General features: G+C 42.2%; 25 protein-coding genes and 2 pseudogenes. 11 read left to right on the top strand and 16 right to left on the bottom strand.

Annotated elements, in window-relative coordinates:
- Positions 1–285: 285 nt before the first annotated feature.
- The 6 genes from HWQ40_RS23410 to HWQ40_RS23385 all read left to right on the top strand — a co-directional run bounded on the left by HWQ40_RS23410 (position 286) and on the right by HWQ40_RS23385 (position 5,216).
- The gene (locus tag HWQ40_RS23410; RefSeq protein ID WP_292782415.1) at positions 286–612 is read left to right on the top strand and encodes a hypothetical protein; all 327 of its coding nucleotides are present in this window, start codon (positions 286–288) and stop codon (positions 610–612) included.
- A gap of 68 nt (positions 613–680) precedes the next feature.
- Positions 681–1,229, top strand: a complete 549-nt coding sequence (locus HWQ40_RS23405) for a GIY-YIG nuclease family protein (RefSeq protein ID WP_292782412.1) — start codon at positions 681–683, stop codon at positions 1,227–1,229.
- 48 nt (positions 1,230–1,277) lie between these two features.
- Positions 1,278–2,738, top strand: coding sequence for a YARHG domain-containing protein (locus HWQ40_RS23400; RefSeq protein ID WP_292782409.1), 1,461 nt, complete (start codon positions 1,278–1,280; stop codon positions 2,736–2,738).
- 687 nt (positions 2,739–3,425) lie between these two features.
- Positions 3,426–3,785 carry a Mo-dependent nitrogenase C-terminal domain-containing protein gene (locus HWQ40_RS23395; protein WP_292782406.1) on the top strand — a complete coding sequence of 120 codons (360 nt, stop codon included), beginning with the start codon at positions 3,426–3,428 and terminating at the stop codon, positions 3,783–3,785.
- A gap of 22 nt (positions 3,786–3,807) precedes the next feature.
- Positions 3,808–4,080: a cupin domain-containing protein gene (locus HWQ40_RS23390; protein WP_292782404.1), complete on the top strand. Its 273-nt coding sequence runs from the start codon at positions 3,808–3,810 to the stop codon at positions 4,078–4,080.
- A gap of 389 nt (positions 4,081–4,469) precedes the next feature.
- The gene (locus tag HWQ40_RS23385) at positions 4,470–5,216 is read left to right on the top strand and encodes a creatininase family protein (RefSeq protein ID WP_292782401.1); all 747 of its coding nucleotides are present in this window, start codon (positions 4,470–4,472) and stop codon (positions 5,214–5,216) included.
- Between the two features lie 212 nt (positions 5,217–5,428).
- Here the strand turns inward: HWQ40_RS23385 and HWQ40_RS23380 are convergent, their stop codons facing one another.
- The 11 genes and pseudogenes from HWQ40_RS23380 to rimI form a co-directional block, all read right to left on the bottom strand.
- Positions 5,429–5,980 (bottom strand): Uma2 family endonuclease, encoded by a 552-nt coding sequence (locus HWQ40_RS23380; RefSeq protein WP_292782399.1) that lies wholly within the window; start codon positions 5,978–5,980, stop codon positions 5,429–5,431.
- Between the two features lie 288 nt (positions 5,981–6,268).
- Positions 6,269–6,460, bottom strand: coding sequence for a hypothetical protein (locus HWQ40_RS23375; protein WP_292782396.1), 192 nt, complete (start codon positions 6,458–6,460; stop codon positions 6,269–6,271).
- 93 nt (positions 6,461–6,553) lie between these two features.
- Positions 6,554–6,795: pseudogene (locus tag HWQ40_RS23370) on the bottom strand (Uma2 family endonuclease); the annotation flags it as partial.
- A 335-nt stretch (positions 6,796–7,130) separates the two neighbouring features.
- On the bottom strand, positions 7,131–8,348 hold the full coding sequence (locus HWQ40_RS23365; RefSeq protein ID WP_292782394.1) for a GUN4 domain-containing protein: 1,218 nt from the start codon (positions 8,346–8,348) through the stop codon (positions 7,131–7,133).
- A 337-nt stretch (positions 8,349–8,685) separates the two neighbouring features.
- Positions 8,686–8,892 (bottom strand): hypothetical protein, encoded by a 207-nt coding sequence (locus HWQ40_RS23360; RefSeq protein ID WP_292782391.1) that lies wholly within the window; start codon positions 8,890–8,892, stop codon positions 8,686–8,688.
- A gap of 137 nt (positions 8,893–9,029) precedes the next feature.
- Positions 9,030–9,305, bottom strand: a complete 276-nt coding sequence (locus tag HWQ40_RS23355) for a clan AA aspartic protease (RefSeq protein ID WP_292782435.1) — start codon at positions 9,303–9,305, stop codon at positions 9,030–9,032.
- Positions 9,306–9,390: 85 nt separating this feature from the next.
- Positions 9,391–9,663 (bottom strand): annotated as a pseudogene (locus HWQ40_RS23350) (hypothetical protein).
- Positions 9,664–9,822: 159 nt separating this feature from the next.
- Positions 9,823–10,041: a type II toxin-antitoxin system HicA family toxin gene (locus tag HWQ40_RS23345; protein ID WP_292782390.1), complete on the bottom strand. Its 219-nt coding sequence runs from the start codon at positions 10,039–10,041 to the stop codon at positions 9,823–9,825.
- A 3-nt stretch (positions 10,042–10,044) separates the two neighbouring features.
- On the bottom strand, positions 10,045–10,254 hold the full coding sequence (locus tag HWQ40_RS23340) for a type II toxin-antitoxin system HicB family antitoxin (RefSeq protein WP_292782388.1): 210 nt from the start codon (positions 10,252–10,254) through the stop codon (positions 10,045–10,047).
- A 227-nt stretch (positions 10,255–10,481) separates the two neighbouring features.
- Positions 10,482–12,950, bottom strand: a complete 2,469-nt coding sequence (locus HWQ40_RS23335; RefSeq protein WP_100898762.1) for an ATP-dependent Clp protease ATP-binding subunit — start codon at positions 12,948–12,950, stop codon at positions 10,482–10,484.
- Positions 12,951–13,364: 414 nt separating this feature from the next.
- The gene (rimI, locus tag HWQ40_RS23330) at positions 13,365–13,916 is read right to left on the bottom strand and encodes a ribosomal protein S18-alanine N-acetyltransferase (RefSeq protein ID WP_292782383.1); all 552 of its coding nucleotides are present in this window, start codon (positions 13,914–13,916) and stop codon (positions 13,365–13,367) included.
- A 92-nt stretch (positions 13,917–14,008) separates the two neighbouring features.
- Here rimI and lysA point away from each other — a divergent pair, with 92 nt between their 5' ends.
- The 3 genes from lysA to HWQ40_RS23315 all read left to right on the top strand — a co-directional run bounded on the left by lysA (position 14,009) and on the right by HWQ40_RS23315 (position 17,229).
- Positions 14,009–15,412: a diaminopimelate decarboxylase gene (gene lysA / locus HWQ40_RS23325; protein ID WP_292782379.1), complete on the top strand. Its 1,404-nt coding sequence runs from the start codon at positions 14,009–14,011 to the stop codon at positions 15,410–15,412.
- Between the two features lie 147 nt (positions 15,413–15,559).
- Positions 15,560–16,483, top strand: a complete 924-nt coding sequence (cdaA, locus tag HWQ40_RS23320) for a diadenylate cyclase CdaA (protein WP_292782377.1) — start codon at positions 15,560–15,562, stop codon at positions 16,481–16,483.
- Positions 16,480–17,229, top strand: a complete 750-nt coding sequence (locus HWQ40_RS23315; protein ID WP_292782375.1) for an isoprenyl transferase — start codon at positions 16,480–16,482, stop codon at positions 17,227–17,229. Before cdaA ends, HWQ40_RS23315 begins: the two co-directional genes overlap by 4 nt.
- Before the next feature lie 165 nt (positions 17,230–17,394).
- Here the strand turns inward: HWQ40_RS23315 and HWQ40_RS23310 are convergent, their stop codons facing one another.
- From HWQ40_RS23310 to HWQ40_RS23295, 4 genes are all read right to left on the bottom strand, one after another.
- Positions 17,395–17,556, bottom strand: a complete 162-nt coding sequence (locus tag HWQ40_RS23310) for a hypothetical protein (protein ID WP_292782372.1) — start codon at positions 17,554–17,556, stop codon at positions 17,395–17,397.
- A 190-nt stretch (positions 17,557–17,746) separates the two neighbouring features.
- A complete protein-coding gene (locus HWQ40_RS23305; protein ID WP_292782369.1) occupies positions 17,747–18,265 on the bottom strand; it encodes a hypothetical protein in 519 nt (172 codons plus the stop codon).
- The gene (locus HWQ40_RS23300; protein WP_292782366.1) at positions 18,259–20,529 is read right to left on the bottom strand and encodes a DUF4157 domain-containing protein; all 2,271 of its coding nucleotides are present in this window, start codon (positions 20,527–20,529) and stop codon (positions 18,259–18,261) included. The genes HWQ40_RS23305 and HWQ40_RS23300 overlap by 7 nt, the downstream gene beginning before the upstream one ends.
- A gap of 654 nt (positions 20,530–21,183) precedes the next feature.
- Complete coding sequence (locus HWQ40_RS23295) at positions 21,184–22,200, bottom strand: TrkA family potassium uptake protein (protein ID WP_292782363.1); 1,017 nt, start codon at positions 22,198–22,200, stop codon at positions 21,184–21,186.
- A 681-nt stretch (positions 22,201–22,881) separates the two neighbouring features.
- Here HWQ40_RS23295 and HWQ40_RS23290 point away from each other — a divergent pair.
- Both HWQ40_RS23290 and HWQ40_RS23285 read left to right on the top strand, forming a co-directional pair.
- The gene (locus HWQ40_RS23290) at positions 22,882–23,121 is read left to right on the top strand and encodes a hypothetical protein (protein WP_292782360.1); all 240 of its coding nucleotides are present in this window, start codon (positions 22,882–22,884) and stop codon (positions 23,119–23,121) included.
- Between the two features lie 472 nt (positions 23,122–23,593).
- Complete coding sequence (locus HWQ40_RS23285) at positions 23,594–24,877, top strand: aspartate aminotransferase family protein (protein WP_292782357.1); 1,284 nt, start codon at positions 23,594–23,596, stop codon at positions 24,875–24,877.
- Between the two features lie 47 nt (positions 24,878–24,924).
- On the opposite strand, the gene HWQ40_RS23280 is transcribed toward HWQ40_RS23285, so the two are convergent.
- Entirely contained in the window at positions 24,925–25,530 is a 606-nt protein-coding gene (locus HWQ40_RS23280; RefSeq protein ID WP_292782354.1) for a DUF4129 domain-containing protein, read from the bottom strand.
- Positions 25,531–25,640 lie beyond the last annotated feature (110 nt).

Raw genomic sequence — 25,640 nt, 5'->3', positions numbered from 1 at the left:
CAATCGAGTTTGTCTTGAACCTAGTGTCCTAATTACCTTGGCGATTGCTATATCTTTAAAAATCTTCTAAACTTCACGATTCTTAACCATGCCAGCTTGCTCGCATAGCTGACAGAAGTCTCACAATCCAATAGGCTTTAAAGTGGTGATTTTTCACCAAACACATCTGCACAAAAAGATAGACTTAGTTGCCTAGCCTTTTTGGATGATCTGATCATCCATGTGTAAATGTTGCCTATTCTCTATCATCAGTTAGTCGTTAATAACTAGCTATTAATACATAAGATGTCCCTTAAAATCGTTCAGAACTTTGATGGCAGTTTCACTCTTGAAGCACAGGCTCAACAAACTCTATTCAATTTATTGACAAGCGTTGCTTTCTTGAACCAAATTTGTCAACAGTTGGGATGTGAGCAACTTAAATTTACAGAATTACTTTTCCAGCCAGTTCCTTATAGCTTAACTACTACTAAAGGAATGCCAGCAGAATTTGAAAAGTATCATGAATCTGATGAGTATCTCATCATCAATGTACCTCCAAATTTCATGTTCAGTGCTAAGATTTTTAAACCCAGTCGCCTTTGTGCAATTTACCAAAAATTGATTGAGTAATGGATTAATTTTTCCCTAATTCGTAATTTTCAATTTTGAAGGCAAATAGTAAGTTTGATATTTGATGTATGGCTTCTGAAACAAATCTTTCTTCTTTGGCAACTCTGGAATATATACCTTATATAGACGATCGCGGCCAATTACCCGAACAATTTCAGGGTAAAATCGGGGTATATGCTATCTTTGACCAAGAAAAAGTGCTGCAATTTGTAGGATACTCTCGTGATGTTTACCTCAGCCTTAAGCAGCATTTAGTCCGTCAGCCACAGCAATGCTATTGGGTCAAGGTTCAAACTATTGAACGCCCTAGTCGCACAATTTTAGAGAATACTGAAAATGCTTGGATTGCTGAAAATGGCAGTGTGCCTTGGGGTAATGGGGATAACAAGGAAAAATGGACTCATCCCATTGATGTCAAAGTCGTAATGACAGATGAAGAACAGGCAAATTATCAAAATCCAGCTAATGATGAATTAGCACAAATAAAAGTTCTTAAAAATGTGGCACGGAGAGTAGAAGCAGAAATTTCAACGCAATTGTTAGAAGTGCGCGGTTTGCAAATGCAGATTCGCTTCAATCCTAAATTGAAAGAAGAAGGTTTACTAGATTTGAAATGAAGGTAGTTTTGGGGAAAACTATCTTATGAATATCGCTTGCAATCTCCCATGACAATACAGCTACTGAATGATCGCTATCAAGTTATCTGCACACTGGGTGCTGGTGGGTTTGGTGAAACCTATCTAGCTGAAGACACCTATATGCCTTCAAAGCGCCGTTGTGTGGTTAAACAACTAAGACCGATTCACAACAATCCCCAAATTTACCAGTTAGTGCAAGATAGGTTTCAACGCGAAGCAGCTATTTTAGAAGAACTTGGTGGCGCAAATGACCAAATTCCGGCATTATATGCCTACTTCTCTTCAGGTGGACAATTTTACTTAGTTCAAGAATGGGTTGAAGGCGATACCTTAACTGGAAAAGTCCAGAAGCAGGGGCTATTTAGTGAAGGCGCTGTCCAGGAATTATTCATGAATTTATTACCTGTCCTGGATTACATTCACTCTAAGCATATCGTTCACCGCGATATTAAGCCGGATAACATTATTGTGCGTCATCGGGATGCTAAACCAGTGCTGATTGATTTTGGTGCTGTGCGGGAGTCAATGGGAACAGTAGTAAATTCTCAAGGCAATCCTACCAGTTCGATTGTGATTGGTACACCTGGCTATATGCCGAGCGAACAAGCCGCAGGTAGACCTGTTTATTCTAGTGATTTATACAGTTTAGGAATGACGGTAATTTATTTGCTGACTGGTAAACAGGCGCAACAACTAGAAACCGATTCTCAAACGGGTGAAATTGTCTGGCGGCAATATGCCAGTCATGTTAGCCCAATTATGGCAAAAGTAATCGATCGGGCGATCGCATATCATCCGCGCGATCGCTATCCCACAGCCAGAGCAATGCTGGATTCTTTGCAGAGCATAGCAAATCCAATTCCACCGACGCAACCCCTGTTGACTCAACCAACTGTAGTCTCTGCACCGCCACCTCAGACAGTGCCTGTCAAAGCACAGCCTAGCCCTCAAAGTAGTCATAGTCAGAATAATATTCTTATGGGTAGTTTGATTGCAGGTGGGTTAATTGGTGCATCTGTGATTATTAGTCAAGTGTTACCAAAATCTTCTCAATCTACAGCAGACAAAACAGTATTACCTTCAGAAACACCGTCAAATGTTACAAGCCCCGTGATAGAAACTCCCACATTTACACCAACTACGCCATCTGTTCCAACTCAATCAGCTTCCTCAACTACATCAATACCACCAGTTGATACCACGACTCTCAACAATTATTTCTGGCTTTCTCAAAGACTTGTAACTGATGCAGATTTGGATGGTAAAAGCGGTTTTGAACTCGATATTATGCGAAATTCGATTTTTGCCAGTCATGGCCGCCGTTTTGATAATACTGAATTGCAAAGTTACTTTAATAACCAACCTTGGTATCGTGCTACATATTTACCAAAGACATTTCCACCTAAATTACTGTCAAAATTAGAGCAACAGAATGTAGAATACATTAGCAAATATCAGGTTAGTACTGGGTTAAGATATTTTAAATAACTCAGTTTTTCATAATCGGGGAGTGAAAATTGGGGAAAATAACCTATACTTTTTTTCTACAAGAGGCTGTGCTAACGGCAAAATCTCACAGTGAGTAGTTGGACAAAGCTGATTATAAAAACTGTAGAATTACTCAGTACAAGTGCCCCTTGCTTTTGTGTAAGTCCTTGTATTAGTTTTGACTTATCAATCGATTTATTGCTATTTATTAGATAATATCTAGGTTAGCTTGTGTAGTATATCAGACAAATTTATGGATATTCAATACCCTAAAATCTAAAGATATTAGGGGCTAATGCTAGCGAAATGTATGTATGGTCAGAACAAAACTGTGTTTATCTGCCATAAACTACATCTCTAGATACTAGTCAGTTTCCGAACCAGGCATTTATATTTAATATATAAGATTGCTATCTGCAATATTAGAAATCTATAAGTTAAAGAAATGCCATTTTTATATTTTCTTTGTTATTTTGTATTTAACGGGACAGTTCTTCATGATTTGGTGGGCTTAAATAACAATTAGTTAAACCATTTCTCTTCCCAAAGATGCATGTAAATTGTTTGCATTATGCTTACTTTGCTTCTTAATCTACAAGCACAATGCAAATTGACTAAACATATTACATTGTGATATTTTCAATCGGCAAATAGTTCATCTACACAAGGAAAACCTTGCCCAAAACTATGCTTAAAACACAGAATCGGCGTATTTTTCTGCCTGCTTTTATTAAACCTTTAGAAGAAAAGAATCAAACAGGTAGTAAAAAGCAATTTACTCAACCCAAATTAGATTTACTGCAACCATTACGTCAATGGCTCGACAAAATTGAGATTCAAAATCGGAAATTAGCCAAATTTATTGCTAAACTAATTCCCGCCCAGTGTCCATTCGAGCGTGATATCATGCTTTTTGGTCGCAAAATAGGCCATATTCCGCCAATGTGCAAGCTGAATCCGCTTTATAACGAACTTGTCTACTTGCGTTTTCGCGCTTTGTGTTATTTAGTAGACAAGTGTGGAGAGGATATTCAATCTTACTGCTGAATATAACTAGATAAAACACAATATGAAAATTAACATTGAGCATCAACCTAGACAAGAATATCTCAATGAATTAGGCGTATTTAAATGGGAAATTTGGAAAAGGGAAGTTTCAAAATTCCCTTGGACTTATGATTCTCAAGAAACTTGCTATTTTTTGGAAGGTAACGTACTTGTTACTCCTGATGGCGGAGAACCAGTGCAAATGGGTAAGGGCGATTTAGTAATTTTTCCGGCTGGTATGTCCTGTACATGGGAAATTACAAGGGACGTAAAGAAGCATTATTACTTTGAATAGTCAAAAATCAAAATTGATCAACTTCTTTTCTTGATTATCCAGAAAAGCAACATTTCATAAATCAATTTTGATTTCTATTATGGGAAGGTTCCCAGCGAGTATCGTAGGATAAAATGGCAGAATCGGTAAATTGCTTATATCCATCTCTGTCGATGTTGCAACTCCATCCCCTAAACAATATTCTTAGAAATAGCTCGTCTCATTCTCTCCAAATTTGGCAGTAAACAAAGATCCCCGACAACTTTTGCGAAGTCGGGGATCTTGTGCGATCGCCAGCACAGAAAATTCAGAGAGTTCATAATCGTGTTAGTGGGAGTTTAATTACAGAAGATGCTATTTAGCAGCAAAAGGTTTCATCCCACCGCAATTTTATTGAGGAAAATCATTAAATGTTACTGCATTTAAGTACTTGGCAAGAAGTCGAAGCTTATTTACAGCAGTCAAAGGGGATTATTTTCCCTATTGGTTCCACAGAACAACACGGGCCAACAGGGTTAATTGGTACTGATGCTATTTGTGCAGAAGCGATCGCAGCTGGTGTAGGTGATGCAACTCAAGCGCTCGTCGGTCCTACAATCAATGTGGGGATGGCACTGCACCATACTGCTTTTCCTGGGTCAATCAGTCTGCGTCCCAGCACTTTAATTCAAGTAGTGCGAGATTATGTAACTTGTTTAGCCAAAGCTGGTTTTAGCAAATTCTACTTTATCAACGGACATGGCGGTAATATCGCCACCCTCAAAGCTGCTTTCTCAGAAACTTACGCGCATTTAGAAGATTTGCAGATTGCCAATGCTCAACAGGTGCAATGTCAAGTGGCAAACTGGTTTATGTGCGGTTCTGTATATAAGCTAGCTAAAGAATTATATGGGGATCAAGAAGGTTCTCATGCAACGCCAAGTGAAGTTGCTCTCACCCAATACGTTTATCCAGAGGCAATTAAGCAAGCACCCCTTTCACCAGAAGTTGCAAGCGGACATAGGATTTATAGCGCTGCTGACTTTCGAGTGCGTTATCCAGATGGACGTATGGGATCAAATCCGGCTTTAGCAACGCCAGAACATGGTAAGCAATTTTATGATTTGGCAGTTAAAGAACTTAGCAATGGATATTTGGAATTTGTGAACGCAGAATAAAACTCATGAAAATACATTGTAGAGATGGGAGTAAAATCTTGTCTCTGCATCAAATATCTTGAGAATGGTTATTAAACATCTGGTGAAATTAAATATACGTTATCCAGAATCCTTGTAGAGATGCGTTGACGTAGCGGGGCATTCGCGATAGCGTCTCGTAGAGAAGCTCAGTCCAATTTCGTGTCTTTATATATTCTTGTGAGGAAATTATCTTAGCTGTTAATAATTTGTTCCACTGCAACAGAAACATCTGGGAATGCAAGCGGTTGAATTATTCCCCCAGTCAATATCAGTTTTGACGCGTATTCTCCATCTAAGACTTCTCGAAACACCACCAGGTGTAACTTTTTTAGATTGACAACCCAATATTCTAAAATACCAGCTTCTGCATAGATTTTGCTTTTTGTCTCTAAATCTTTTTCTAAACTAGAGTTAGCATATTCAATCAACCAGAAAATATTTTCTGGATAGGGATGATGCTCTCGATACTCGCGTCCTAAAGGTTGGACAATGGCAATGTCTGGCTCTGGTTCCGAGTTGTTGGGTAGAGTAATTGGTTTAGCATCACGAATTTTGACGCGTCCAGCTAATAACTTGGCTAGATAGTCACCCGCTTCACCACTACTATAAGCGTGAGGTTCTCCTTCCGGTGAGATTTCGACAATTTCTGCTTTGAGTAGTTCTACTTTGCGATCGCTCAAAATGCCAGCGTCAATCATGCGGTGATATTCGTCAATCGTCCACTTCGCAACTATCATAGTCATGACGATTGATTCCTCCTGATAATTTTTTATATTCTCCCATTTTAAATACACTTCAGGTCTGATTCAGAATCAGTCAATTGATTGAAGATACAGACCGTTTGTCCTGAAGAATACTAATAAATTACTTATAGCCAAGATCCCTTAGCCAGAATAACTGTGTAGTATGTTGACAAAGTGGTACAAGGGTATCATCCTAGAGTGTTTAGAAGGTAAACCAGATGAATAACCAAATTAAGAGTCTATGCTAACAGCACAACCTATCACTAGCCACTTCATACTTACCTACTGTCATGGTTCATACCCTCCAGTTGGTTTAATCTCAAAGTCCAGATTTTCGCCAGCAAGTACGTATAAGTTTCCAGTACGTTCAACTACCCTAACAAGTTCGATGTTTGTGTATAGCCATCCAGGGTAAATGACATTAGTAAGTCGATAACAAAGCCTGTAGAGTCCCTGAGTTTGTTCGCTTGTGGGCTTCATATCCACTTTACTTGATTTACCTACGATTATATCGGTGAATAATACCTGAAATCAGCTGCGAAAGGCGATCGCCGACTTCTTAGTCCATCTTAAGTCTTTGGGTAGGGTAATTGGTTTAGCTTGACGTATTATGACATGTAGTTACCGCCGTAGGCATCACCTAACAAATTTGTTAGATACTTTGCCGCTTGATGACTACAATAAGCATGGGGTTCTCCTGATGACGACATTTCGACAATTTATCCCTGAAGTAGTTCAACTTTGCGATCGCTCAAAATGCCAGCGTCAATCATGCAGTGATATTCGTCAATCGTCCACTTAGTACAGCCCACCATAAATGAGGTACGGAATTCACTTCTGCAATGAGTAGCGTCTAGTGCGATCGCAATTTTTATTTCCGACCCCTTTTTCCGGTGACGTGTACTTAGCAACTATCACAGTCATGACGATTGATTCCTCCCAATGATTTTTTATATTCTCCCATTTTAAAGACACTTCAGGTCTGATTCAAAAGAAGTCGATTGATTGACTATAGATATAGGACTACTATTTGATTTTTGAACAACTAAGCTGCCTAGAAGCTTGACATACAAAGCTTTACTTCTCTGTATACTGAGGAAGATTCAATTAGGACTCCTATAGTCTATTCATTAACTTTGCTCAGTGGATATTAATATCCCCAACCAACTTCAGCAACGAAATCATAAAGTATGTCTTTAACTTCCGGTCTCTCTTTAACTTTTTGCCAGATATCTCTTTGCACGCTGTAACCAAAGAGACCATTACTGTGATCTTTCCAAAGTTTATCAATTTTACGTATATCTTTACATGGAATTTGCTTAAAATTATTTTCATTCAAGTAATTTTCCTGAACATTTACTACTTTCAACAATAGATTTTTAGTAGTTTCATCTGCTTCTCTCCACTCTCCTTTTTGAAGCGAATACTCTAATTCAGCATAGAGTAATATTTCTTCAGCGTCCTTATCGCTTAGTCCCAAATTATTTTTAAGTTCTTTCAAACCAGAAAGGATGTCATCACTAAAAAACTCTTCTTTTTCTAAACTTTCCATCGCAAGCTTATGATATTCTTGCAGGTTTTGTTTGTATTCTTCGTGCCGTTGACAACGTAATTGAAGAACATCATTTTCAATCAATTTAGCCTTATCGGGATCTAGCCCTATTCTCTCCCTTATTGTTTTTAAGTTAGTCTGATTAATTTTATAAATCTCATTATAGGGTTCAGAGAGTCGATCATTGTAAACATAGCCTTCAACCTTTTTACGGTATTCAATCTCCTTAGGAGTCTGCTCTAAACGAGATTTTACTGGCGGTTTCTGAGGAGAAAGTAACATTGGTTCAGAAGGGAGTGCTAGAGGCTCCCCTTCAATTTCTGGTTTTATAATGGTACGTTCTTTTCTAAGACGATAGCAAAGCTCTTGAAAGCTGTTATCATCATTAAGGACATATTTATCTCTGGTATATAGTATAGAAGGAACATAGCCCAAGTCAGATTCAGAAAATACAACTGGGATAAATTTAGTGTCTCTTAACTGAGCGTTGTAAATATCGTTTCTGATAATTGTTCCTTCCCACGAAACCCCTAAACCTTTTCCAGTTTCCTCCTTACCCTCAAATCGTCGCTTGTATGTCTCAGTAAAGATGATAAGCACAAACTCAGCCGACTCAATTCGGTTTGACATCCAAAGATCCCATCCTTGAATAGGAGTATAAGGAGGCTCTGCTCGAACATAACGATCTATTTCTGCGTCAATCCTCCATACTATGCGTAAGGTATTTGCTAGTTTCAACACATTTTCTTTGTGGTCTTCTGAGTCCCAGCTATAGCTAATGAAAACTTTTGTTGGTGTTTGTCCTTCTTCTATCATCTTTGTCTCTCAAGCATAGATAAGCTGTTGCGATCGCTCTGCTTCAAACCCTATTATTTCAAATTTAGGTCAAAATTAACGAGTCTGTTAGTAGCGCAGGGAAGGGGTTGCATGACGATTGATTCCTCCTAATGATTCTTTATCTTCTCTCATTTTAAAGGCACTTCACGTCTGATTTAAAATCAGTCGATTGATTGAAGATAAAGACACGCTGGAAAAGATGTGATAAAACTGATACACGAGTTGAGGTGACAGCTTAGAATCTACAAAATAGTCGAGTATGCAATTATGTTAAGTAGCCTCTGTTTAAATGAAGAACTGAAACTTACTTTTAACATTACTCTTCTATCAGTTGTCTCAGTTCATCCATATTCGAGGAAAACTTTAGTTCACTATTTTGCTGTTCTACTTGCGCCGCCTGAAAATTTTGATAAATCTCTTCACGCCTTTCTTCCCATAGATATTGCTGCAATAACAGTTGAATTTCTAGTTTTTCTTCGCTGGAAAGACTTTTAATTGCTTCAACTACATCACTGAAGATCATAACTGGGAATACCTTTTAGTGCTTATCCGATCAATCTAACATGGTAACGATAAAGCTAAAATTTTAAATCCTATTCAACCCCTTGGGGTAATAATTCTCATTGCTATTGATAGAAAGTCGATATATCCAGAAAGCAACTACAATTCATCAATTGTTACTAAACCACCCTCGATAAACTGTATGACAAGTTCATGCTCATCAAGTAAAGCAGTTCCTAATAGAGGTAGCCGTCCTGTCGCAAGTACATTCACTTTCCGTTCTTCTCCATTCCAAATAATGGTAGCTTGATGTACTGGCAAGATTACATTACTATTGTCAGCTAAATTTGCATACATATCATACACAAAAGGAAAACCCAACAGAGTAACTGCTGCTGGAGGTAGGGAAAGAAACTCTGTAAAACCTGTATCGATAACAAATTCAATAGTCAGTCTGGTTTATTTTGGAGTCGAAATATTATGTTAACGGTTGCGCGTCCGTTTTTGACAATACCAGAAATCAACGATAATCACGCTCCATTTCACCACTGAAGGAAACAGCAACTTTGTAACCGATACGAATACCGAAAAGTCGAGCAAATGGATTATTTTTGCGTAATAGATGTGCCGATTCTAAGCCTGTTTTGTCAACTGCGTATTCACCTGTTTCTATATCAATAATCATCATTTTACTGATGTTTTATTGTCGCTCTACTTGTTGACGAATGCTATTTTCATATAATTCTTTTGCACGTCGTGCAACTTCTTCACGGCTTAGAAGTATGCTTTGCACGTTCTTGCTCCTTGGTTCATGGTGTGTACTTATTCTACTACCAAGCTATACTGCAATGTAGTTGAGCTAAAGATAAAAACAAAGAACATTTTCATAATGTCGCTAGACTCAGCACCAGAAGTTTCGGCTATCTGTTAGAAGTAATTATTAGTTTAACTGCTACCCCAACATTTCTTCAACAGTCAAACCAATGTCACTTGCAATTTGCCGTAGCAATTTAGGTGAAATATCACGTCCCTTATGAAAAGGTACGGTTGTTCCTCGACCATCTTCGTGGCGAAACTGCTTATGTGAACCTTTCTGACGCACCTCTACAAACCCAAGGCTTTCTAGTATCCGAATAACCTCTTGTGGTTTCAAAATCGGTATCTTGCTCATAATCTATTGGATTACAATTTGTTGTGTACCAACAAATTCTGTATCAAATACTAAATTTTCATCCTCCAGAAGCATCTCAATTACTTCACGCAGATTCTCTTGTAATTCATCCAATGTTTCTGCTTGGGAGTGTGCTCCAGGAAATCCGGGAACATAGCCAACATAAAGCTTTGTATCAGAATCTCGCTCAACAATTGCAGTGAAAGTTTTCATAGTTTTAGCATTAAAGCAATGTCAAATATTCACAGCATAGCACTTGCTATTTGGGTAGAGTCACAGCCCCGTCAGAATACATTTTTATATTTAATTTTTCACATTCCTTTAATGGAAAAATCAAGAATGTTAACTCCAGGTATTTTTACACAAAAAAACGGTAGAGAAATAAACACTCTACCGTTTTCTAATTTTCTATTTGAGAATTAAATCCCAAACCCTAAATCTTACTCAACACCTTGGGGTAACAATTCCCGACGCTGTTGAGAACTAACTTGCACAACGCCATTCTCATCCACATCAACTAAGGCTGTATCGCCATCCTTAATGCGACCAGACAGAATTTCTTCTGCTAGGCTATCTTCTAACAGGCGCATAATTGCCCGACGTAATGGCCTTGCGCCGTAGCTGGGACTGTAACCTTCAGTGATTAACCGATCCTTGAAGCGGTCTGTGACTTCTAAGGTGATACCCTTTTCGGTCAGACGACCAAATACTTCCTTGAGCATAATTTCGGCGATTTGGGTCACTTCAGGCTTGCTCAACTGACGGAAGACGATAATTTCATCGAGTCGGTTGAGGAACTCTGGACGGAAGTACTGCTTGAGTTCTTCGTTCACCAAAGAGCGAATCCGGTTGTAAGTTGACTCGCTGGCATCTTCGGAGAATTCAAAGCCGATACCGCTACCGCCTTTTTCAATTACCTTAGAACCAATATTGGAAGTTAAAATCAGCAAGGTGTTCTTGAAGTCTACCGTGCGACCTTTGGCATCAGTTAACCGTCCGTCTTCCAAAATTTGCAGCAGCATGTTGAATACATCGGGGTGGGCTTTTTCGATTTCGTCGAATAACACCACGGTGTAAGGACGCCGCCGCACGGCTTCGGTCAGCTGACCACCTTCGTTATAGCCAACATAACCTGGAGGGGAACCAATCAGCTTGCTGACGGTGTGACGCTCCATGTATTCGGACATATCTAAGCGGATCATCGCTTCTTCGGAACCGAAGAAGTAAGCAGCTAAGGACTTTGCCAACTCGGTTTTACCTACACCAGTAGGCCCAGAGAAGACAAAGCTAGCTATGGGTCGGTTGGGATTTTTCAAACCGACACGAGCGCGACGAATTGCCCGTGAAACTGCTCTCACAGCTTCATCCTGACCAATTAAACGCTGGTGCAAGGTGTCTTCCATGTGCAGCAGCTTTTCAGATTCAGATTCGGTGAGTTTGTTCACCGGTACCCCAGTCCAGGAAGCGACAATGTGGGCAATGTCTTCTTCTGTAACTACAGGTTCTTCACCTTCTGTGCCAGTTGCATTGGTCTTGCTTTGAGCGATCGCCCGAATTTCGGCTTTGATTTCCATCTCGCGATCGCGCAATTCTCCAGCTTTATCAAAATCCTGAGAGCGCACCGCGTCATCTTTTTCTTTTAATATCTGACGCAGTTCTTTGTCTAACTCCTTGGCTGCGGGTGGCAGTTGGGAGTTAATCAGGCGCACCCTAGAACCAGCTTCATCAACCAAGTCGATAGCTTTATCTGGGAGGTAGCGATCGCTAATGTAACGGTCTGATAACTTCGCCGCCGCTACCAATGCTTCGTCGGAGATTTTCAGTTTATGGTGTTGCTCGTAGCGTTCGCGCAGACCATACAAAATTTCAATTGTTTCATCTACTGTCGGTTCGCCAACCATCACTGGTTGGAAACGCCGCTCTAGCGCTGCATCTCGCTCGATGTGCTTCCGGTATTCATCTAGGGTTGTAGCGCCGATGCACTGCAACTCACCCCTAGCCAAAGCTGGCTTGAGGATATTTGCTGCGTCAATAGCACCTTCTGCTGCACCCGCACCAATTAAGGTGTGTACCTCATCAATCACGAGAATGACATTACCCGCCGAGCGAATTTCATCCATGATTTTTTTCAAGCGTTCTTCAAATTCACCCCGATACTTGGTTCCTGCTACGAGCAAACCAATATCCAGCGTGACGACGCGTTTATCTTCTAGGATGTCAGGGACATCTTTGGTGGCAATGCGGGAGGCTAAACCTTCAGCGATCGCTGTTTTACCAACCCCTGGTTCCCCAATCAGCACTGGGTTATTTTTTGTTCGGCGACCCAATATCTGAATCACCCGCTCAATTTCCTTGGCCCGTCCCACCACTGGATCGAGCTTATTGTCAATCGCCATCTGGGTGAGGTTTGAGCCAAATTCATCCAGAGTCGGGGTTTTTGTGCGCCCGGATGAACCGCCTGGTGAAACTTCGGCAGTTTCTCCCAACATCCGAATGACTTGGGTTCTTACCTTAGATAGATCCACACCGAGGTTTTCTAGCACCCTGGCTGCTACGCCTTCCCCTTCGCGGATTAGGCCCAACAGCAGATGCTCGGTGCCAATGTAGTTATGCCCCAGTTGGCGTGCTTCTTCCAATGAGAGTTCTAAAACTCGCTTTGCCCGTGGCGTAAACGGAATTTCCACTGCAACAAAGCCTGATCCCCGTCCTATAATTTTTTCAACTTCAATTCGGGCATCTTTGAGATTGACGCCCATTGATTTCAGCACCTTAGCAGCCACTCCAGTGCCTTCGCCAATCAGACCCAGGAGGATCTGCTCGGTTCCGACAAAGTTGTGACCTAAACGGCGGGCCTCTTCTTGGGCCAGCATGATTACCTTAATGGCTTTTTCTGTGAAGCGCTCAAACATGGCTTTATCCCATCATCTGCGGTCGTGCCGGTATGCTGATTTTAGCACAGGCAAAGCTTTTGGATGCCTGTATAACAGATTATAGACATCCTGAAGCTATGACTTGGGTTGATGGGCTAATTGTTACTATTGACTACTTTTATCTGGCTAGTGTACTGAGGAGCTTTAGTTCACCAGCATTTTTGGGATTTATTACAAATAGCTAACTGCTTAGATTAAGGGTTTCTTGACTCAATCCCAAACATTTATATTTAACATATATATCTTTTAATATCAAGCAAAAATAGTTTATATATATTTTATTTATTTATATACTTTTTTAGATAAAATATTTAAATACAACTAGGTGCGACAAAGTTGCATTTTTTTGCTGAAGCCGCTCACAAGCCCAAATAATTCAAAATTAATTACGAATTAGTTAAAAAGCAAATGCCAAGAGGATTTGTCCAGACGATCGCTGACAATGGAATACCACTGGTCTAAAGTTGCTTGAAATTTGGGGTGTTGTAAATCTGGGAGCCAAAGGATTAAAGCGTCCTCATCGTTATCTTGGTAGTAACGCCGCCGCCGCCCTGCTGTTTTGAAGCCAAATTTTTGATATAAAGATATAGCCCCCAGGTTGGAAGCTCGGACTTCGAGGGTAGCTCGTTCCATTTTGCGATCGCAAGCTGTCTTAATGAGTGAATATAATAAAGCCTGTCCTAAACCTTGACGGTGATATTCGGGATGAACCGCCAAAATTGTAATGTGGGCTTCCTCTAAAATTGACCAAAAGCAACCCATCCCCAGCAGTCTCCAATTAGAGACAGGAGAGAATAAACCCAGTAAATCGCTGTTAGGACTGTCCAACTCTCGTTGGTAGCCCTCCATTGTCCATAGACCACCAAAACAGGCTTGATCCAGTTCCAACAATGCACTTAGATGTTCTGGAGTCAGTAATTTAATTTCTAAGTCTAATGAGATCACATTTATTGAATAACGTTACAAACCCTTTGTAAACTGGGAATCGGGAGACGAACTCAAAGCCCGTAATTTGAACAAGGAAAACTTTTATAGTTATGGTATCGACTCACCCCACTGGGGTTCAACATTCTGGAAGTCAATATTTACCTCAAAGACACGACACCAGCGCAAATCCATCGCCTAATCAAGAACTTTTACCCTTGACTGCCAGAGTTCATCATCATGACCTCTTGGAAATTGGTGGGTGTGATGTCACGACCCTAGTTGAGCAGTTTGGTTCACCTTTATATATTTTAGATGAAGAAACCTTGCGTTCAGCTTGTCAGCAATACCGAGATGCTTTCAAGCAATACTACAAGGGTGAATCTCAAGTATTGTACGCCTCAAAAGCTTGGAATTGTTTAGCAGTTTGTGCGATCGCCGCTTCTGAAGATTTAGGAATCGATGTAGTCTCCGGGGGCGAACTTTACACCGCCTTGCAAGCGGGTGTTAGTCCCCAGAAAATCTACCTTCATGGAAATAATAAATCTCGTGAAGAATTAATTTTAGCGATCGCGTCTGGTGTCACCATTGTGGCGGATAACTGGTATGAATTGCATACCCTTGTCGAAATCGCCCAACCTGCTCAACCAATTCGCATCATGCTACGGCTAACTCCCGGTATCGAGTGTCATACCCACGAATATATTCGCACGGGACACTTAGATAGTAAATTTGGCTTTGATCCCAACGATTTAGATGAAGTTTTTACCTTTGTCAGTCAACAATCTGCCCTGAATTGCGTAGGAGTACACGCTCATATTGGTTCCCAAATTTTTGAGCGCCAACCGCATCAAGATTTGGCCGTTGTCATGGTGCAGTGGCTACGAGATGCTACGAAGTATGGGTTAAAGATTACAGAGTTAAATGTTGGTGGCGGTTTAGGGATTAAGTATATAGAATCAGACGATCCCCCTAGCATTGAAGAGTGGGTAAAGGCGATTTGTGAAGTAATTCAAGAAGCTTGTGCAGCTGAAAATCTGCCTTTGCCGAAATTACTGAGTGAACCGGGGCGATCGCTAATTGCCACAGCTTGCGTTACTGCCTATACTATTGGTTCATCCAAAGTTATCGCAGAAATTCGTACCTACGTGGCAATTGATGGCGGAATGTCTGACAATCCCCGCCCCATTACTTACCAATCAGTTTATCGGGCAGTCATTGCCAATAAAATGTCTTCTCCCCTAACCCAAACAGTCACAATTGCTGGTAAACATTGTGAATCAGGAGATATTCTGATTAAAAATGCTCTACTCCCAAAGACTGAAGCAGGGGATATTCTCGTAGTTATGGGAACTGGTGCGTACAATTACAGTATGGCATCTAACTACAACCGCTTGCCCCGACCGGCAGCAGTCGTAGTGGCGAATGGCGAAGCAAATTTAATTTTGCAACGTGAAACTTATGAAGATTTAATTCGACAAGATCGCCTACCAGAAAGACTGAAAAATCAAGAGTGAGGAGTTAATAGTTAGAAGTTAGGAGTTGTGAATTTTAAGTTATGAGTTGTCAATTAAAGTTTTTTTCATAACTCATAACTCATAACTCCTAACTCATAACTCATAACTCCTAATTGTAATTAGAGGCAAAAGTTTAATCCAGATGTCATGAGAGATTGGTGGAAGCAATGGCTGACAAACCTGGGGTGGTCACAGTCCTTGCTACTTGGGACTCTGGATATTGTGTTAGTGCTGGCGCTGACGTACATGATACTAGTTATTATTAGTGAGCGCCGGACACTATGGATGGTGCGGGGATTCATTATCTTAATGCTAGCCTCAGCACTAAGTGGCAGATTCGGACTACCTCTGCTAAGTTTTGTACTAGAAAAGTTGGTGATTGGTTGTGCTGTGGCGATGGCAGTTGCTTTACAGTCAGAATTTCGGCGGTTTTTGGAGCAATTGGGGCGTGGCGAATTCCGCCAGCTGTTTCAACCCGACCGTCTGGCAATCCCCAAATCTGATAGTGTAATTGATGAAATTGTTGAGGCTGTTAAAGAATTGTCAAAAAACCGCATTGGAGCTTTACTAATTGTGGAAACCACAGGGCCAATTGATGAGCGAGATTTTTCTGTGCCAGGAGTAAAGCTAAATGCGGAAGTTTCTAAAGAACTAATCCAGACAATTTTTCAGCCGAAAACTTTGTTACACGATGGAGCGACATTGATTCGTGGCTCACGGATCGTATCATCCGGTATAATTTTACCACTTTCGGGACGCACAGCCTCGCGCCAGTTGGGAACACGCCACCGGGCAGCAATGGGAATTACTGAGCGGGTCGAAAATTGCATTTGTGTCGTTGTCTCTGAAGAAACGGGTTCTATTTCCTTAGCGGAACGGGGAACCCTAAATAGACCGCTGACGATTCGGAAACTGAAAGAGTCATTAGAAGCTCTTTTGTCCCCAACCGTGGATAGGGAAGCTGTTGCTCCTGGTCTGTTGAGTTTTGTTCGTCGGATAGGTGGGAAGACACTAGCACTGGTTTCACGTTTACTCAGATTACCATCGACCGCTTCTCGAGATAAAAAATGACAGCACAACAAACTAAACTGCAAGATTTACCTACTGATTTAAAACGAGAATTATTGCCGCAGCATGTTGCGGTGATTATGGATGGTAATGGTCGATGGGCTAAACGTCAGGGTCTACCCCGAATTATGGGTCATAAACGAGGAGTAGATGCTCTTAAGGATTTACTTCGCTGTTGTCAGGATTGGGGAATTCAGGCATTGACAGCTTATGCTTTTTCAACGGAGAACTGGAAAAGACCGCAGGAAGAAGTAGATTTTTTGATGACTCTATTTCAAAGAGTTTTGCGCCAAGAACTGCGGGAAATGGTCGAAGAAAATGTTCAAATTAAGTTTGTAGGGAATTTGCAAGACCTGCCGCGATCGCTCCAACAAGAAATTTCCCGTTCAATGGAAGAAACTAAGGATAATCGTGGTATCCGGTTTTCGGTAGCAACTAATTATGGCGGACGGCAGGAAATTTTACAAGCTTGTCAGGCGATCGCAAAACAAGTCCAGCAAGGTATGCTACAACCCGATGAAATTGATGAACAGGTATTTGAAAGCCACTTGTACACAACCGGAATTACTGACCCAGATTTGTTAATCCGCACAAGTGGAGAAATGCGCCTCTCAAATTTTCTTCTCTGGCAAATGGCTTATGGAGAAATTTATATTACCGATGCTCTCTGGCCCGATTTTGACCGTGCTGAGTTTCACCGCGCCCTGTGTGCCTACCAGCAACGGGAGCGGCGATTTGGGAAAGTTTAGGGAATGGGGCATAGGGCATTGGCCAAACACGGAGTGTTGACTGTTGACTGTTGACTGTTAACTCTTAAGTGCTGAGGCCAGGAATTTTCCCCCCGTCCCGCATTAGGATTTCCTGCCATAGACCTCTGCACCTCAGCTCCCCATCTCCCTCATCTCCCTCATGGGTCATGCTTCGTCTGTTGTTGCTGTTTGGATTAGATTATTCGTTGGTAAACCAAAGCTTCGTACTGGGTTCGCCAGTGTCGGAGTAGTTGGTGATATTAGCGACGAATTTGAAAAAGTTGATGTACCTGCTTTCTTGTGCCCAAAGGTGTAACTATCACTCATCTCACCCTTCCTTCATTGATGGGTAAAGCCTGATTCTTGCTGCCAAGCATTTTTAACTAGCAAATTTTACAATTTGTGAAAATGCGATCGCTATCGACTTTCGTCTAAATTTACAGTCAGAACCAGCCGCCAATTTCTGCGTTTTTGTCAGCTATACCGACTTTACAAGATTTGCAATCATATTTAAGCACTACAAGATCGGCGATTGCATTTGCGGAGGCAAATCCTCCACCGACAACGCCACAATTAGGTCGATCTGTTCTTGGGACAAGGCAAGTAACTCTCGGCACGAGGCAAGGTAGGAACAGAACTCCACCAAGGTCTGTCGGCACTCCGCAGGCAGGTAAGGGCGGATAACTGTCTGCCAGAAGTCCGGCTCACTGAGACAGTGGATAGTATGAGCGCGTGTGAGTATATCGTAAAAGATGCCGCAATCTTCCTGAAACTTCAGTCCATCCAGCAGCGACAAAAGATACGTCCCCAGATACGCAGCAGCAGTAGCAGGTGGCAAATCAAGCAACGGCGTACACGCCAAGAAGCCTGGCGATGAGATATCCACTTCCACGGGTGCGATACCGACGAAAGCCCGCCAAGCTTCCTCACCCCATCCCCATGCCATGTACTGCAAGTCCTCTACAGGCGGTGGTGGGATGAGGGACCACGCGGTGCGGACAGAGGCGATCATGGTGTCTGTGTTCATCATCAGCATGAGATTTTTCCGCGCAACTCCTTGAGTTTGTCCAATTGCCTGTTAACATTTTCTAATTCGCCAATGTGACGCATTCGGCGATATGACTCAGTAGTACCTCTCTTAAACCAATCTATTTTGTCACATCCATCATCTATGTAACTCCGCCGCATGTTGAGCAGACGTTCGACCTCAGGAATTAGCTTAAGAAGGAGTGCACACAGCTCTAGTTTTTTCTCGGGTGTGAGTCGATTGTTATTGTAGTCATCTTGAAGGGATTTAATTTGACTGGAGAGTACTGCGTTACTATCCTGTAGGTCTTTATACTTCTCGTGCAGTTCGTAACATTTCTTCCACATTTCTTGGTCGCTTGAGGAAAGACCCTCCTCCATCACAGGTATAGTACGTGGTTTTCCTGATGCAGAGTCGGTTACTGGTTCAGTCTCATCTCTTTTCCAATCCTCATCTCTTTTCCGATCCTCTTCAAGCATCTTATTCTCGTCTTTATCTTTGACGATTGTGGTTGAACTCCATGTTAAAACTGCAAGAATAATTAGTCCTAAAATAGCCAAAAAACCAATACCAACAGCACCAGCACCAGTAGCAGCACCAGTACCAGTACCAGCACCAGCACCAGCACCAGCACCAGCACCAGCACCAGCACCAGCACCAGTTCCAACTGGGTATACACCGCTGATTGGACCAGGTGTACCGCCAGGTCCTGGTAGTGGTGTTAAAGCCGGTTGCATGTTCACTTGTGTAACATCCGGTGCTATATCCATTGGTGTTACACTCTGTGCCGTGTTCGTTCTTGCTTGTTTTGCTAATTCTTCAGCTGCTTGCTGGACTTGTTGAGGAACATCTACCAAGTTGTACAGATCTGCGGGATTTTTGCCACGAATATCCTGTGCAATCTCTGGATCGAGATGACTAGCCCAAGCTTTCAATATCATCCCAGGTCCGCTATTCCAATCCACTTGAATATTAGACGGATTGGAAATCAAATCTAGAGCTTGTCCGCCAACGTCGGTAGCTAAATCTACAGCTGCGCTACCTTTCTCTTTCGCCCAATCATAGGCATCGCTTCCAGCTTGAGTGACAGAATCTACGGCTCCACTGGCTTTTTCTTTCGCCCAGTCATAGGCATCGCTTCCGGCTTGAGTGACGGTATCTACGGCTGCACTGCCTTTCTCTTTCGCCCAGTCATAGGCATCGCTTCCGGCTTGAGTGACAGTATCTACGGCTGCACTGCCTTTCTCTTTCGCCCAATCATAGGCATCACCTCCAGCTTGGCTAACAGTATCAACCGCTCCACTGGCTTTCTCTTTAGCCCAATCTAAGACACCTCCACCGGAACTATTTTCTGGTTCTTTTTTTTCTTCTTCATCATCATCATCAAACCACGATCGCTGTACTCCCATTTCCGAAACAGACGATATTTTGACCGATCGCTGTACTGTTTCCTCTTCATCACAAGCTGAACACTTTAGCTGAACATTTGGCTTTTTAGGAGCTTGATTTGTTTGAACCACACCTGTTTGCTGCACCACATGGGTTAACTCATGAGCAGTCAAAGCATCCTTCGCAGGAGCCTTTCCTGTACCAAAGTAAATATCCTGCTTGTGCGTGAAGGCTTGGGCGTTCAAATCTTGATTCATCTGAACAGATTCGTTGCCTGTATGGACTCGCACGTGGCTGAAGTCGGCACCAAAGCGGGGTTCCATGAATGATCGCACCTCATCCGCTAAGGCACTCCCCCCACCTTTACTACTATTGAGCCGACTCTCAATATTATCCTCTGCTTGTAAGCCCCCATCAGTAGCCGATTCGATAGATGGCTTAGTTTGTACTTTGTCTTCTTCCTGTTCACAGGCTGCACATTTGCGCTGCAAGAAATCTTGTACAGGCTGTACACTAGGAGCGTTAAGTTTCTCTGGCACAACCATCCGCATCACCTGATTTGCCATCCAATCTGCTTCCTGCTCATACTTGTCCCCTGGTTCTCCCACCGTCAGTTTTGCCTGGGGACGATGCAACGATATGCGACTAATGTCGTGACTAAAAGACCGTTGCTGAATGGCTTCTGATAACAAGGATTGCTCGTCAGCAGACTGCGCTTGTTGCTGGTTGATTGATTCCTCAGCTGCTGTTTGAATGACATTATTCGTTGGTAAACCAAAGCCGCGTGTTGGGTTTGCCAGCGTTGGAGTATGTGGTGAGACAAGGGACGGATTTAAAAAAGTTGATGTACCTGCTTTTTTCCACCCAAATGTGCGATCGCTCATCTCACCCTTCCTTCATTGATGGATAAAGCCCTAATTTATACTTTCAGGCATTTTTTATTAGCACATTTTATAATTTGTGGAAATGCGATCGCTATCGACTTTCGTCTAAATTTACAATCAAACCCAGCCACCAATTTCTGCTTCAGTGAGTTATCTGGGCATTACCACAAAACTTGTTAACTAAGGGGAAGAATTAGTTTTAACACTGCGATCGCACATTGGCGCGAATTTGAGCCATTGCAGTCGAGCCATCAACGACTTTGCCCCGCTCGGAGGCTTCCCACCCAACACATGCTTCTTGTTGAAGGTCTTGCAGTTGTCCTTGATAAATGTCTTCTTGTTGTTCTAGGAGTTTTATACCCGTAAGAATAACTTTGATCGCGTTCTGATACTTACCGAAGCGTCAGTTGACGTTGAACTAGGGCTTCTACTTCAGGTGGCAGAAAGAAAGATTTGCATAGATTTTTGGGCGAGTAGGAGTCACATTAATTGTAAGCGATGTCTATCGACAAGCCGTTGCGCGTCTACGCTTTTGATGGGGGCTTTTGTCAGAGGCGATTCCTAAAGTAAGTTTTATTGCATGATATTATACTATTTATTTGTGTAATTACACTATGAAATTTTGGTATAAAAAAGTAATGAGGAAAAATAAAATCAGTTATTTTTCGGTCGCCGCAGTTGCTTGGAACCAATTGGGCCAAGAATTTGATTCAGGCTACGCAACTGCTCTTCTGTACCCATACCAATTAGCCGATCTCCCGGCATTAAAATCGTGTCGCCAGTGGGGCCACCGATTAAAGTCCCATCAACACGGCGAATTGCCAGAACTAATGCCCCAGATTGCGACCGCAATCTCGCCTTTTGCAAACTTTGACCCACAAAAGGACAGAAAGCCGGGTCGAGTAAAAATTCTTCCATATACAACTGACGGTCTGCACCTGTCAAAATCCCGTCTACAAAGTCCAATACTTGGGGTCTGAGAGCCGCAGCAGCCATGCGCTTCCCACCAGTAATATAGGGGGATATCACTTCATCTGCACCACCACGTCGTAACTTCTGCAAAGCTTCTTCTGTACTTGCCCGTGCGATCACCCGAATTGCCGAATTCAATGTTTTGGCTGATAAAACAATATATAAATTTTCGGCATCTGAAGGGAGGGCTGCAACAATACACATCGCCCGTTCAATGCCAACTTTTAGCAGTGTGTCATCTAAGGTTGCGTCACCTTGGTATGCTGTGTAACCTTCTGTCTGCGCCCTTTGCACAGATTCCATATCTGAATCAATCACTACAAAAGATACACCTTCTGCCCGAAATTCCTTGGCAATTTGGCGACCAGTCCGACTAAATCCACAGATGATGTAATGTTCTGATAGGGATTCCATTAACCGCCTCTGTTGCTGTAGCCGAATTCCTTGTTGAAAGTAGCCTTGAATGATCGCTTCTGTAAATCTGTTGACAATGTAACCGATATTGACTACACCCAACAAAATCAGGGCAATTGTAAATAATCGTCCTCGGCTACCGAGTGGGTGCGTCTCTCCATATCCCACAGTCGCTAAAGTTATGACTGTCATGTAAGCCGCATCTTCCCATGACCAGCCCTCCACTAACGAGTACCACAAAGTGCCAATGAAGAAAACACCGCCAAGAGCGATCGCCCCAGCCATCAACTCCTTTTGGATACGTTGATATTTTTGCTCAAGTGTTGAGAATGAGGTAAAAATAGTACTTTTAACCTACTTTTTCTAGTTTTCTGTTAACTTTTTAATATTCGTCCTTTTTAGTATATTTAAAGTAAGTAAGTGGGCAAGAATAAATCTAACTAAGTTATGCCATGTAAAATTAATTAAATTGCCTCTTAGCAAGGGCTGGAGCCGCTTACTACAAACCTTTAATTATTCATACCCACTTGCTTTAATTAAACATGAAGAAAACACTGCCAAGAGCGATCGCCCCAGCCATTAACTGCTCAATCACCATACTGTACTGTGTAGATAGTAGCTGCAAGGTAGATAACTAGAGATGATTGCTGCTGTTGTTCGACCTCTGAATTTAGTAGTTGCTTTGCTGCGATCTTGTTGTTTCTTGCTCACAAGCTGTCATCCGACACAGATGAAAAGCAAAGCATCTCTGGCTAGTCAAGGCTCATTTCATCGGTTTAACCAAGGTACTCCAGTAGGAAAACCCCCACTCTAAGGATGGGTAGTTTCTGAATGGGAGAGAGAAATAGGTAAGAAAAGTGGGTTAAGTAGGAAAAGTAGGTAGTTTTGTATAAATACTTTACTAGCTTGTTGATATGCAGTAATATGATGTACTAAATACAAAATTATATATTTTTAGAGAAACTCATGGCTGATATCAAAATCGCTGATTTACAAAAAATTGATGCAAAAGCCGCAGTGATGGAAGAACTGTCCGAAGAGGAAATGAGGGCAGTGATGGGAGGAGCAGAGGATGGAATACAGAACGATTTTGCAGGAACAGGGTTTATGTTCAGTCTAGGCAACATTGTCGTAAGCGGTGGGAGCAGACTGAAGTTGTTTAACCAGAATTCTGATAACATAGCAGATCCAAATAGTACACAATAGTACACAACTTCTTTCATAAAAGTAATCAATAGTTTTGAAAATAAATAATAATTTAAAAACTAATACCTTTTGGGAGCTTTCCTAGAGGGTATTAACTGTGATGAAGTGATTTCAGTTGAACAATGTTACAGTTTTCCCAGACACAGCAAAGGTAATTTCGTCATTTGCCCTAGCACTGTCAAAATCGCAGGCTAGTATTTGACGAGTTAGGCTTGGACATCAGTGAGAAAACCCCTGGAGCTACCCAAGACTTGCAATACCAACGACGGGCTGCGCCTATGCAAATTGCCTGTCGCTCATCCTCTTGATCAAATGTTGCATACAAAATTTTTTCACCACCGCCATGCGTTTGAAGTGATATAAGCGTTAATTTAAGAAGAAGTACGAGTTGTCTAAATAAAAAGTATTTTTTAGGGATTTCTAGGAAACTAGTAAATAACTATATAATGAAAAACTTTCAGGAGGAGCGGTAGTGAGCCTAGAAACTCTCGTTGAACAAACCACCATCCCCCCAGATTCAGGGTCTGTAGCATCTAGTCCCTTTGATACAGATAGCTTTAATGAAGCTGTCATGTCTACCTACGCCCGGTTTCCCTTAGCCCTGGAACGGGGTGCTGGATGCCGGGTTTGGGATACGCAGGGGCGGGAATATTTGGACTTTGTAGCGGGAATTGCTACTTGTACTTTAGGACATGCCCACCCAGCAATGGTAGAAGCGGTAACACGCCAAATCCAGAAGTTGCACCATGTCTCTAATTTGTATTACATTCCTGAGCAAGGTGAATTGGCAAAATGGCTTGTCGATCATTCCTGTGCCGATCGCGTATTTTTCTGCAACTCTGGAGCTGAGGCTAACGAAGCCGCAATTAAACTGGCGCGGAAATATGCCCACACAGTATTGGACATTGAAAAACCGATTATTTTAACCGCCAATGCCAGTTTCCACGGACGGACTTTGGCAACGATTACCGCTACAGCACAACCGAAGTATCAAAAATATTTTGATCCTTTAGTTCCTGGGTTCCACTACGTAAATTACAACGATATTAACGCTGTAGAAGTGGCGATTAGCGAGTTGGATGAAGGCGATTATCGGGTAGCGGCGATTCTGATCGAGCCATTGCAGGGAGAAGGCGGTGTGCGTCCGGGAGATGTTGCCTATTTCAAAAAGTTACGGCAAATTTGCGATGAAACTGGTATTTTGTTGATTTTTGACGAAGTGCAAGTTGGTATGGGGCGCAGCGGCAAATTATGGGCTTACGAACATCTTGGCGTTGAACCGGATATTTTCACCAGTGCTAAAGGCTTAGGTGGCGGTATCCCCATCGGTGCAATGATCAGCAAGAAATTCTGCGACGTTTTTCAACCAGGAGAACACGCCAGCACCTTTGGCGGTAATCCTTTTGTGTGTGGTGTAGCACTCAGTGTTTGCCAGACATTGGAACGGGAAAATATTTTGCAGAATGTGCAAGACAGGGGTGAACAGTTGCGATCTGGATTGAGAGCGATCGCAGCAAAATATCCTCAGCAAATTGGTGAAGTTCGGGGTTGGGGTTTAATCAACGGTTTGGAATTGCGAGCCGATATTCAAATAACCGCAGCAGATATCGTCAATGCTGCCATCAAAGAGGGCGTATTGCTAGTACCAGCCGGGCCAAAAGTAGTCCGATTTGTGCCACCACTTATTGTCACAGAGGCAGAAGTCAATACTGCTTTGGAAGCTGTGGATCGAGCGATCGCGATTCTTACCAAATAGAATATTGTTTGTTTTATGTAGAGACGTTGCAATGCAACGTCTCTTTTTCATTCCGGGGAAATTTCTCGATAAGCTTGCCGACACTGCTGATAATTGTCTGGCAAAATTTCGGCATTACCAAAACATAATTGCTCGTGAGTAGTAATTAAAGTTTCATAAGGCTGTATGGGAGTCACAGAAGCTCGCAGCAATTGCAGATATTCTCCATCAGTACGGCTGAGTTTGTGGGGTGCGATTGCATTTTTATCCAACTGCTGCAACATCGCTAAATAAACACAACGGCAAGCCTCACGGTAGTTACCTTGACGATAAAATTCTTGCGATCGCTCCAACAAAAGAGCAATGGATGACTCATTGGAGCGAGTTTTTACACGAAAATCAGTGAAATTGCCACTTCTATTTAGCCAAGAATATATATAGGGACTGAATTCTCGCCATAATCGCCAACCCACCCACGCTATAAATAATCCCAGTACCAGCCAAAACAGGAATTTCAGCAATTCACCTAGCCTTGGGCTAATTGACCATCCAGTAGGCAATTGTGGTAAGGCCTTTTCAAAGCGGTAAAACTGGTATTCCCACCATTCACCCGCTTGTTGTTGGAATTGAGACAAATGCCAACTCCAGCTAGTTTTTTCAAAAGTGTCTGTCATAGAGGTGCAGGGGAGCAGAGGGGCAGGGGGGCAGAGGGGCAGGGGAGACAAGGGGCAGGGGAGACAAGGGGGAATTATTGAACAAGTCTCTCACTTATCTCCCGCTTCTT

The organism is Nostoc sp. NMS9, from assembly GCF_017114995.1.
In the GTDB taxonomy this organism is placed as follows: Bacteria; Cyanobacteriota; Cyanobacteriia; order Cyanobacteriales; family Nostocaceae; genus Nostoc.
The sequence above is the reverse complement of the archived record's forward strand: the minus strand, read 5'-3'. Positions and strand labels throughout refer to the sequence as shown.

Coding starts and splice junctions, on each gene's coding strand:
- HWQ40_RS23340 (WP_292782388.1), bottom strand. CDS start 10,254: ATGAAAACTTTCACTGCAATTGTTGAGCGAGATTCTGATACAAAGCTT.
- HWQ40_RS23390 (WP_292782404.1), top strand. CDS start 3,808: ATGAAAATTAACATTGAGCATCAACCTAGACAAGAATATCTCAATGAA.
- HWQ40_RS23385 (WP_292782401.1), top strand. CDS start 4,470: ATGTTACTGCATTTAAGTACTTGGCAAGAAGTCGAAGCTTATTTACAG.
- cdaA (WP_292782377.1), top strand. CDS start 15,560: ATGAGAGATTGGTGGAAGCAATGGCTGACAAACCTGGGGTGGTCACAG.
- HWQ40_RS23295 (WP_292782363.1), bottom strand. CDS start 22,200: ATGGCTGGGGCGATCGCTCTTGGCGGTGTTTTCTTCATTGGCACTTTG.
- HWQ40_RS23310 (WP_292782372.1), bottom strand. CDS start 17,556: ATGAGTGATAGTTACACCTTTGGGCACAAGAAAGCAGGTACATCAACT.
- HWQ40_RS23400 (WP_292782409.1), top strand. CDS start 1,278: ATGACAATACAGCTACTGAATGATCGCTATCAAGTTATCTGCACACTG.
- HWQ40_RS23360 (WP_292782391.1), bottom strand. CDS start 8,892: ATGATCTTCAGTGATGTAGTTGAAGCAATTAAAAGTCTTTCCAGCGAA.
- HWQ40_RS23380 (WP_292782399.1), bottom strand. CDS start 5,980: ATGACTATGATAGTTGCGAAGTGGACGATTGACGAATATCACCGCATG.
- HWQ40_RS23395 (WP_292782406.1), top strand. CDS start 3,426: ATGCTTAAAACACAGAATCGGCGTATTTTTCTGCCTGCTTTTATTAAA.
- lysA (WP_292782379.1), top strand. CDS start 14,009: ATGGTATCGACTCACCCCACTGGGGTTCAACATTCTGGAAGTCAATAT.
- HWQ40_RS23335 (WP_100898762.1), bottom strand. CDS start 12,950: ATGTTTGAGCGCTTCACAGAAAAAGCCATTAAGGTAATCATGCTGGCC.
- HWQ40_RS23290 (WP_292782360.1), top strand. CDS start 22,882: ATGGCTGATATCAAAATCGCTGATTTACAAAAAATTGATGCAAAAGCC.
- HWQ40_RS23300 (WP_292782366.1), bottom strand. CDS start 20,529: ATGAGCGATCGCACATTTGGGTGGAAAAAAGCAGGTACATCAACTTTT.
- HWQ40_RS23375 (WP_292782396.1), bottom strand. CDS start 6,460: ATGAAGCCCACAAGCGAACAAACTCAGGGACTCTACAGGCTTTGTTAT.
- HWQ40_RS23365 (WP_292782394.1), bottom strand. CDS start 8,348: ATGATAGAAGAAGGACAAACACCAACAAAAGTTTTCATTAGCTATAGC.
- HWQ40_RS23405 (WP_292782412.1), top strand. CDS start 681: ATGGCTTCTGAAACAAATCTTTCTTCTTTGGCAACTCTGGAATATATA.
- HWQ40_RS23315 (WP_292782375.1), top strand. CDS start 16,480: ATGACAGCACAACAAACTAAACTGCAAGATTTACCTACTGATTTAAAA.
- HWQ40_RS23410 (WP_292782415.1), top strand. CDS start 286: ATGTCCCTTAAAATCGTTCAGAACTTTGATGGCAGTTTCACTCTTGAA.
- HWQ40_RS23305 (WP_292782369.1), bottom strand. CDS start 18,265: ATGCTGATGATGAACACAGACACCATGATCGCCTCTGTCCGCACCGCG.
- HWQ40_RS23280 (WP_292782354.1), bottom strand. CDS start 25,530: ATGACAGACACTTTTGAAAAAACTAGCTGGAGTTGGCATTTGTCTCAA.
- HWQ40_RS23345 (WP_292782390.1), bottom strand. CDS start 10,041: ATGAGCAAGATACCGATTTTGAAACCACAAGAGGTTATTCGGATACTA.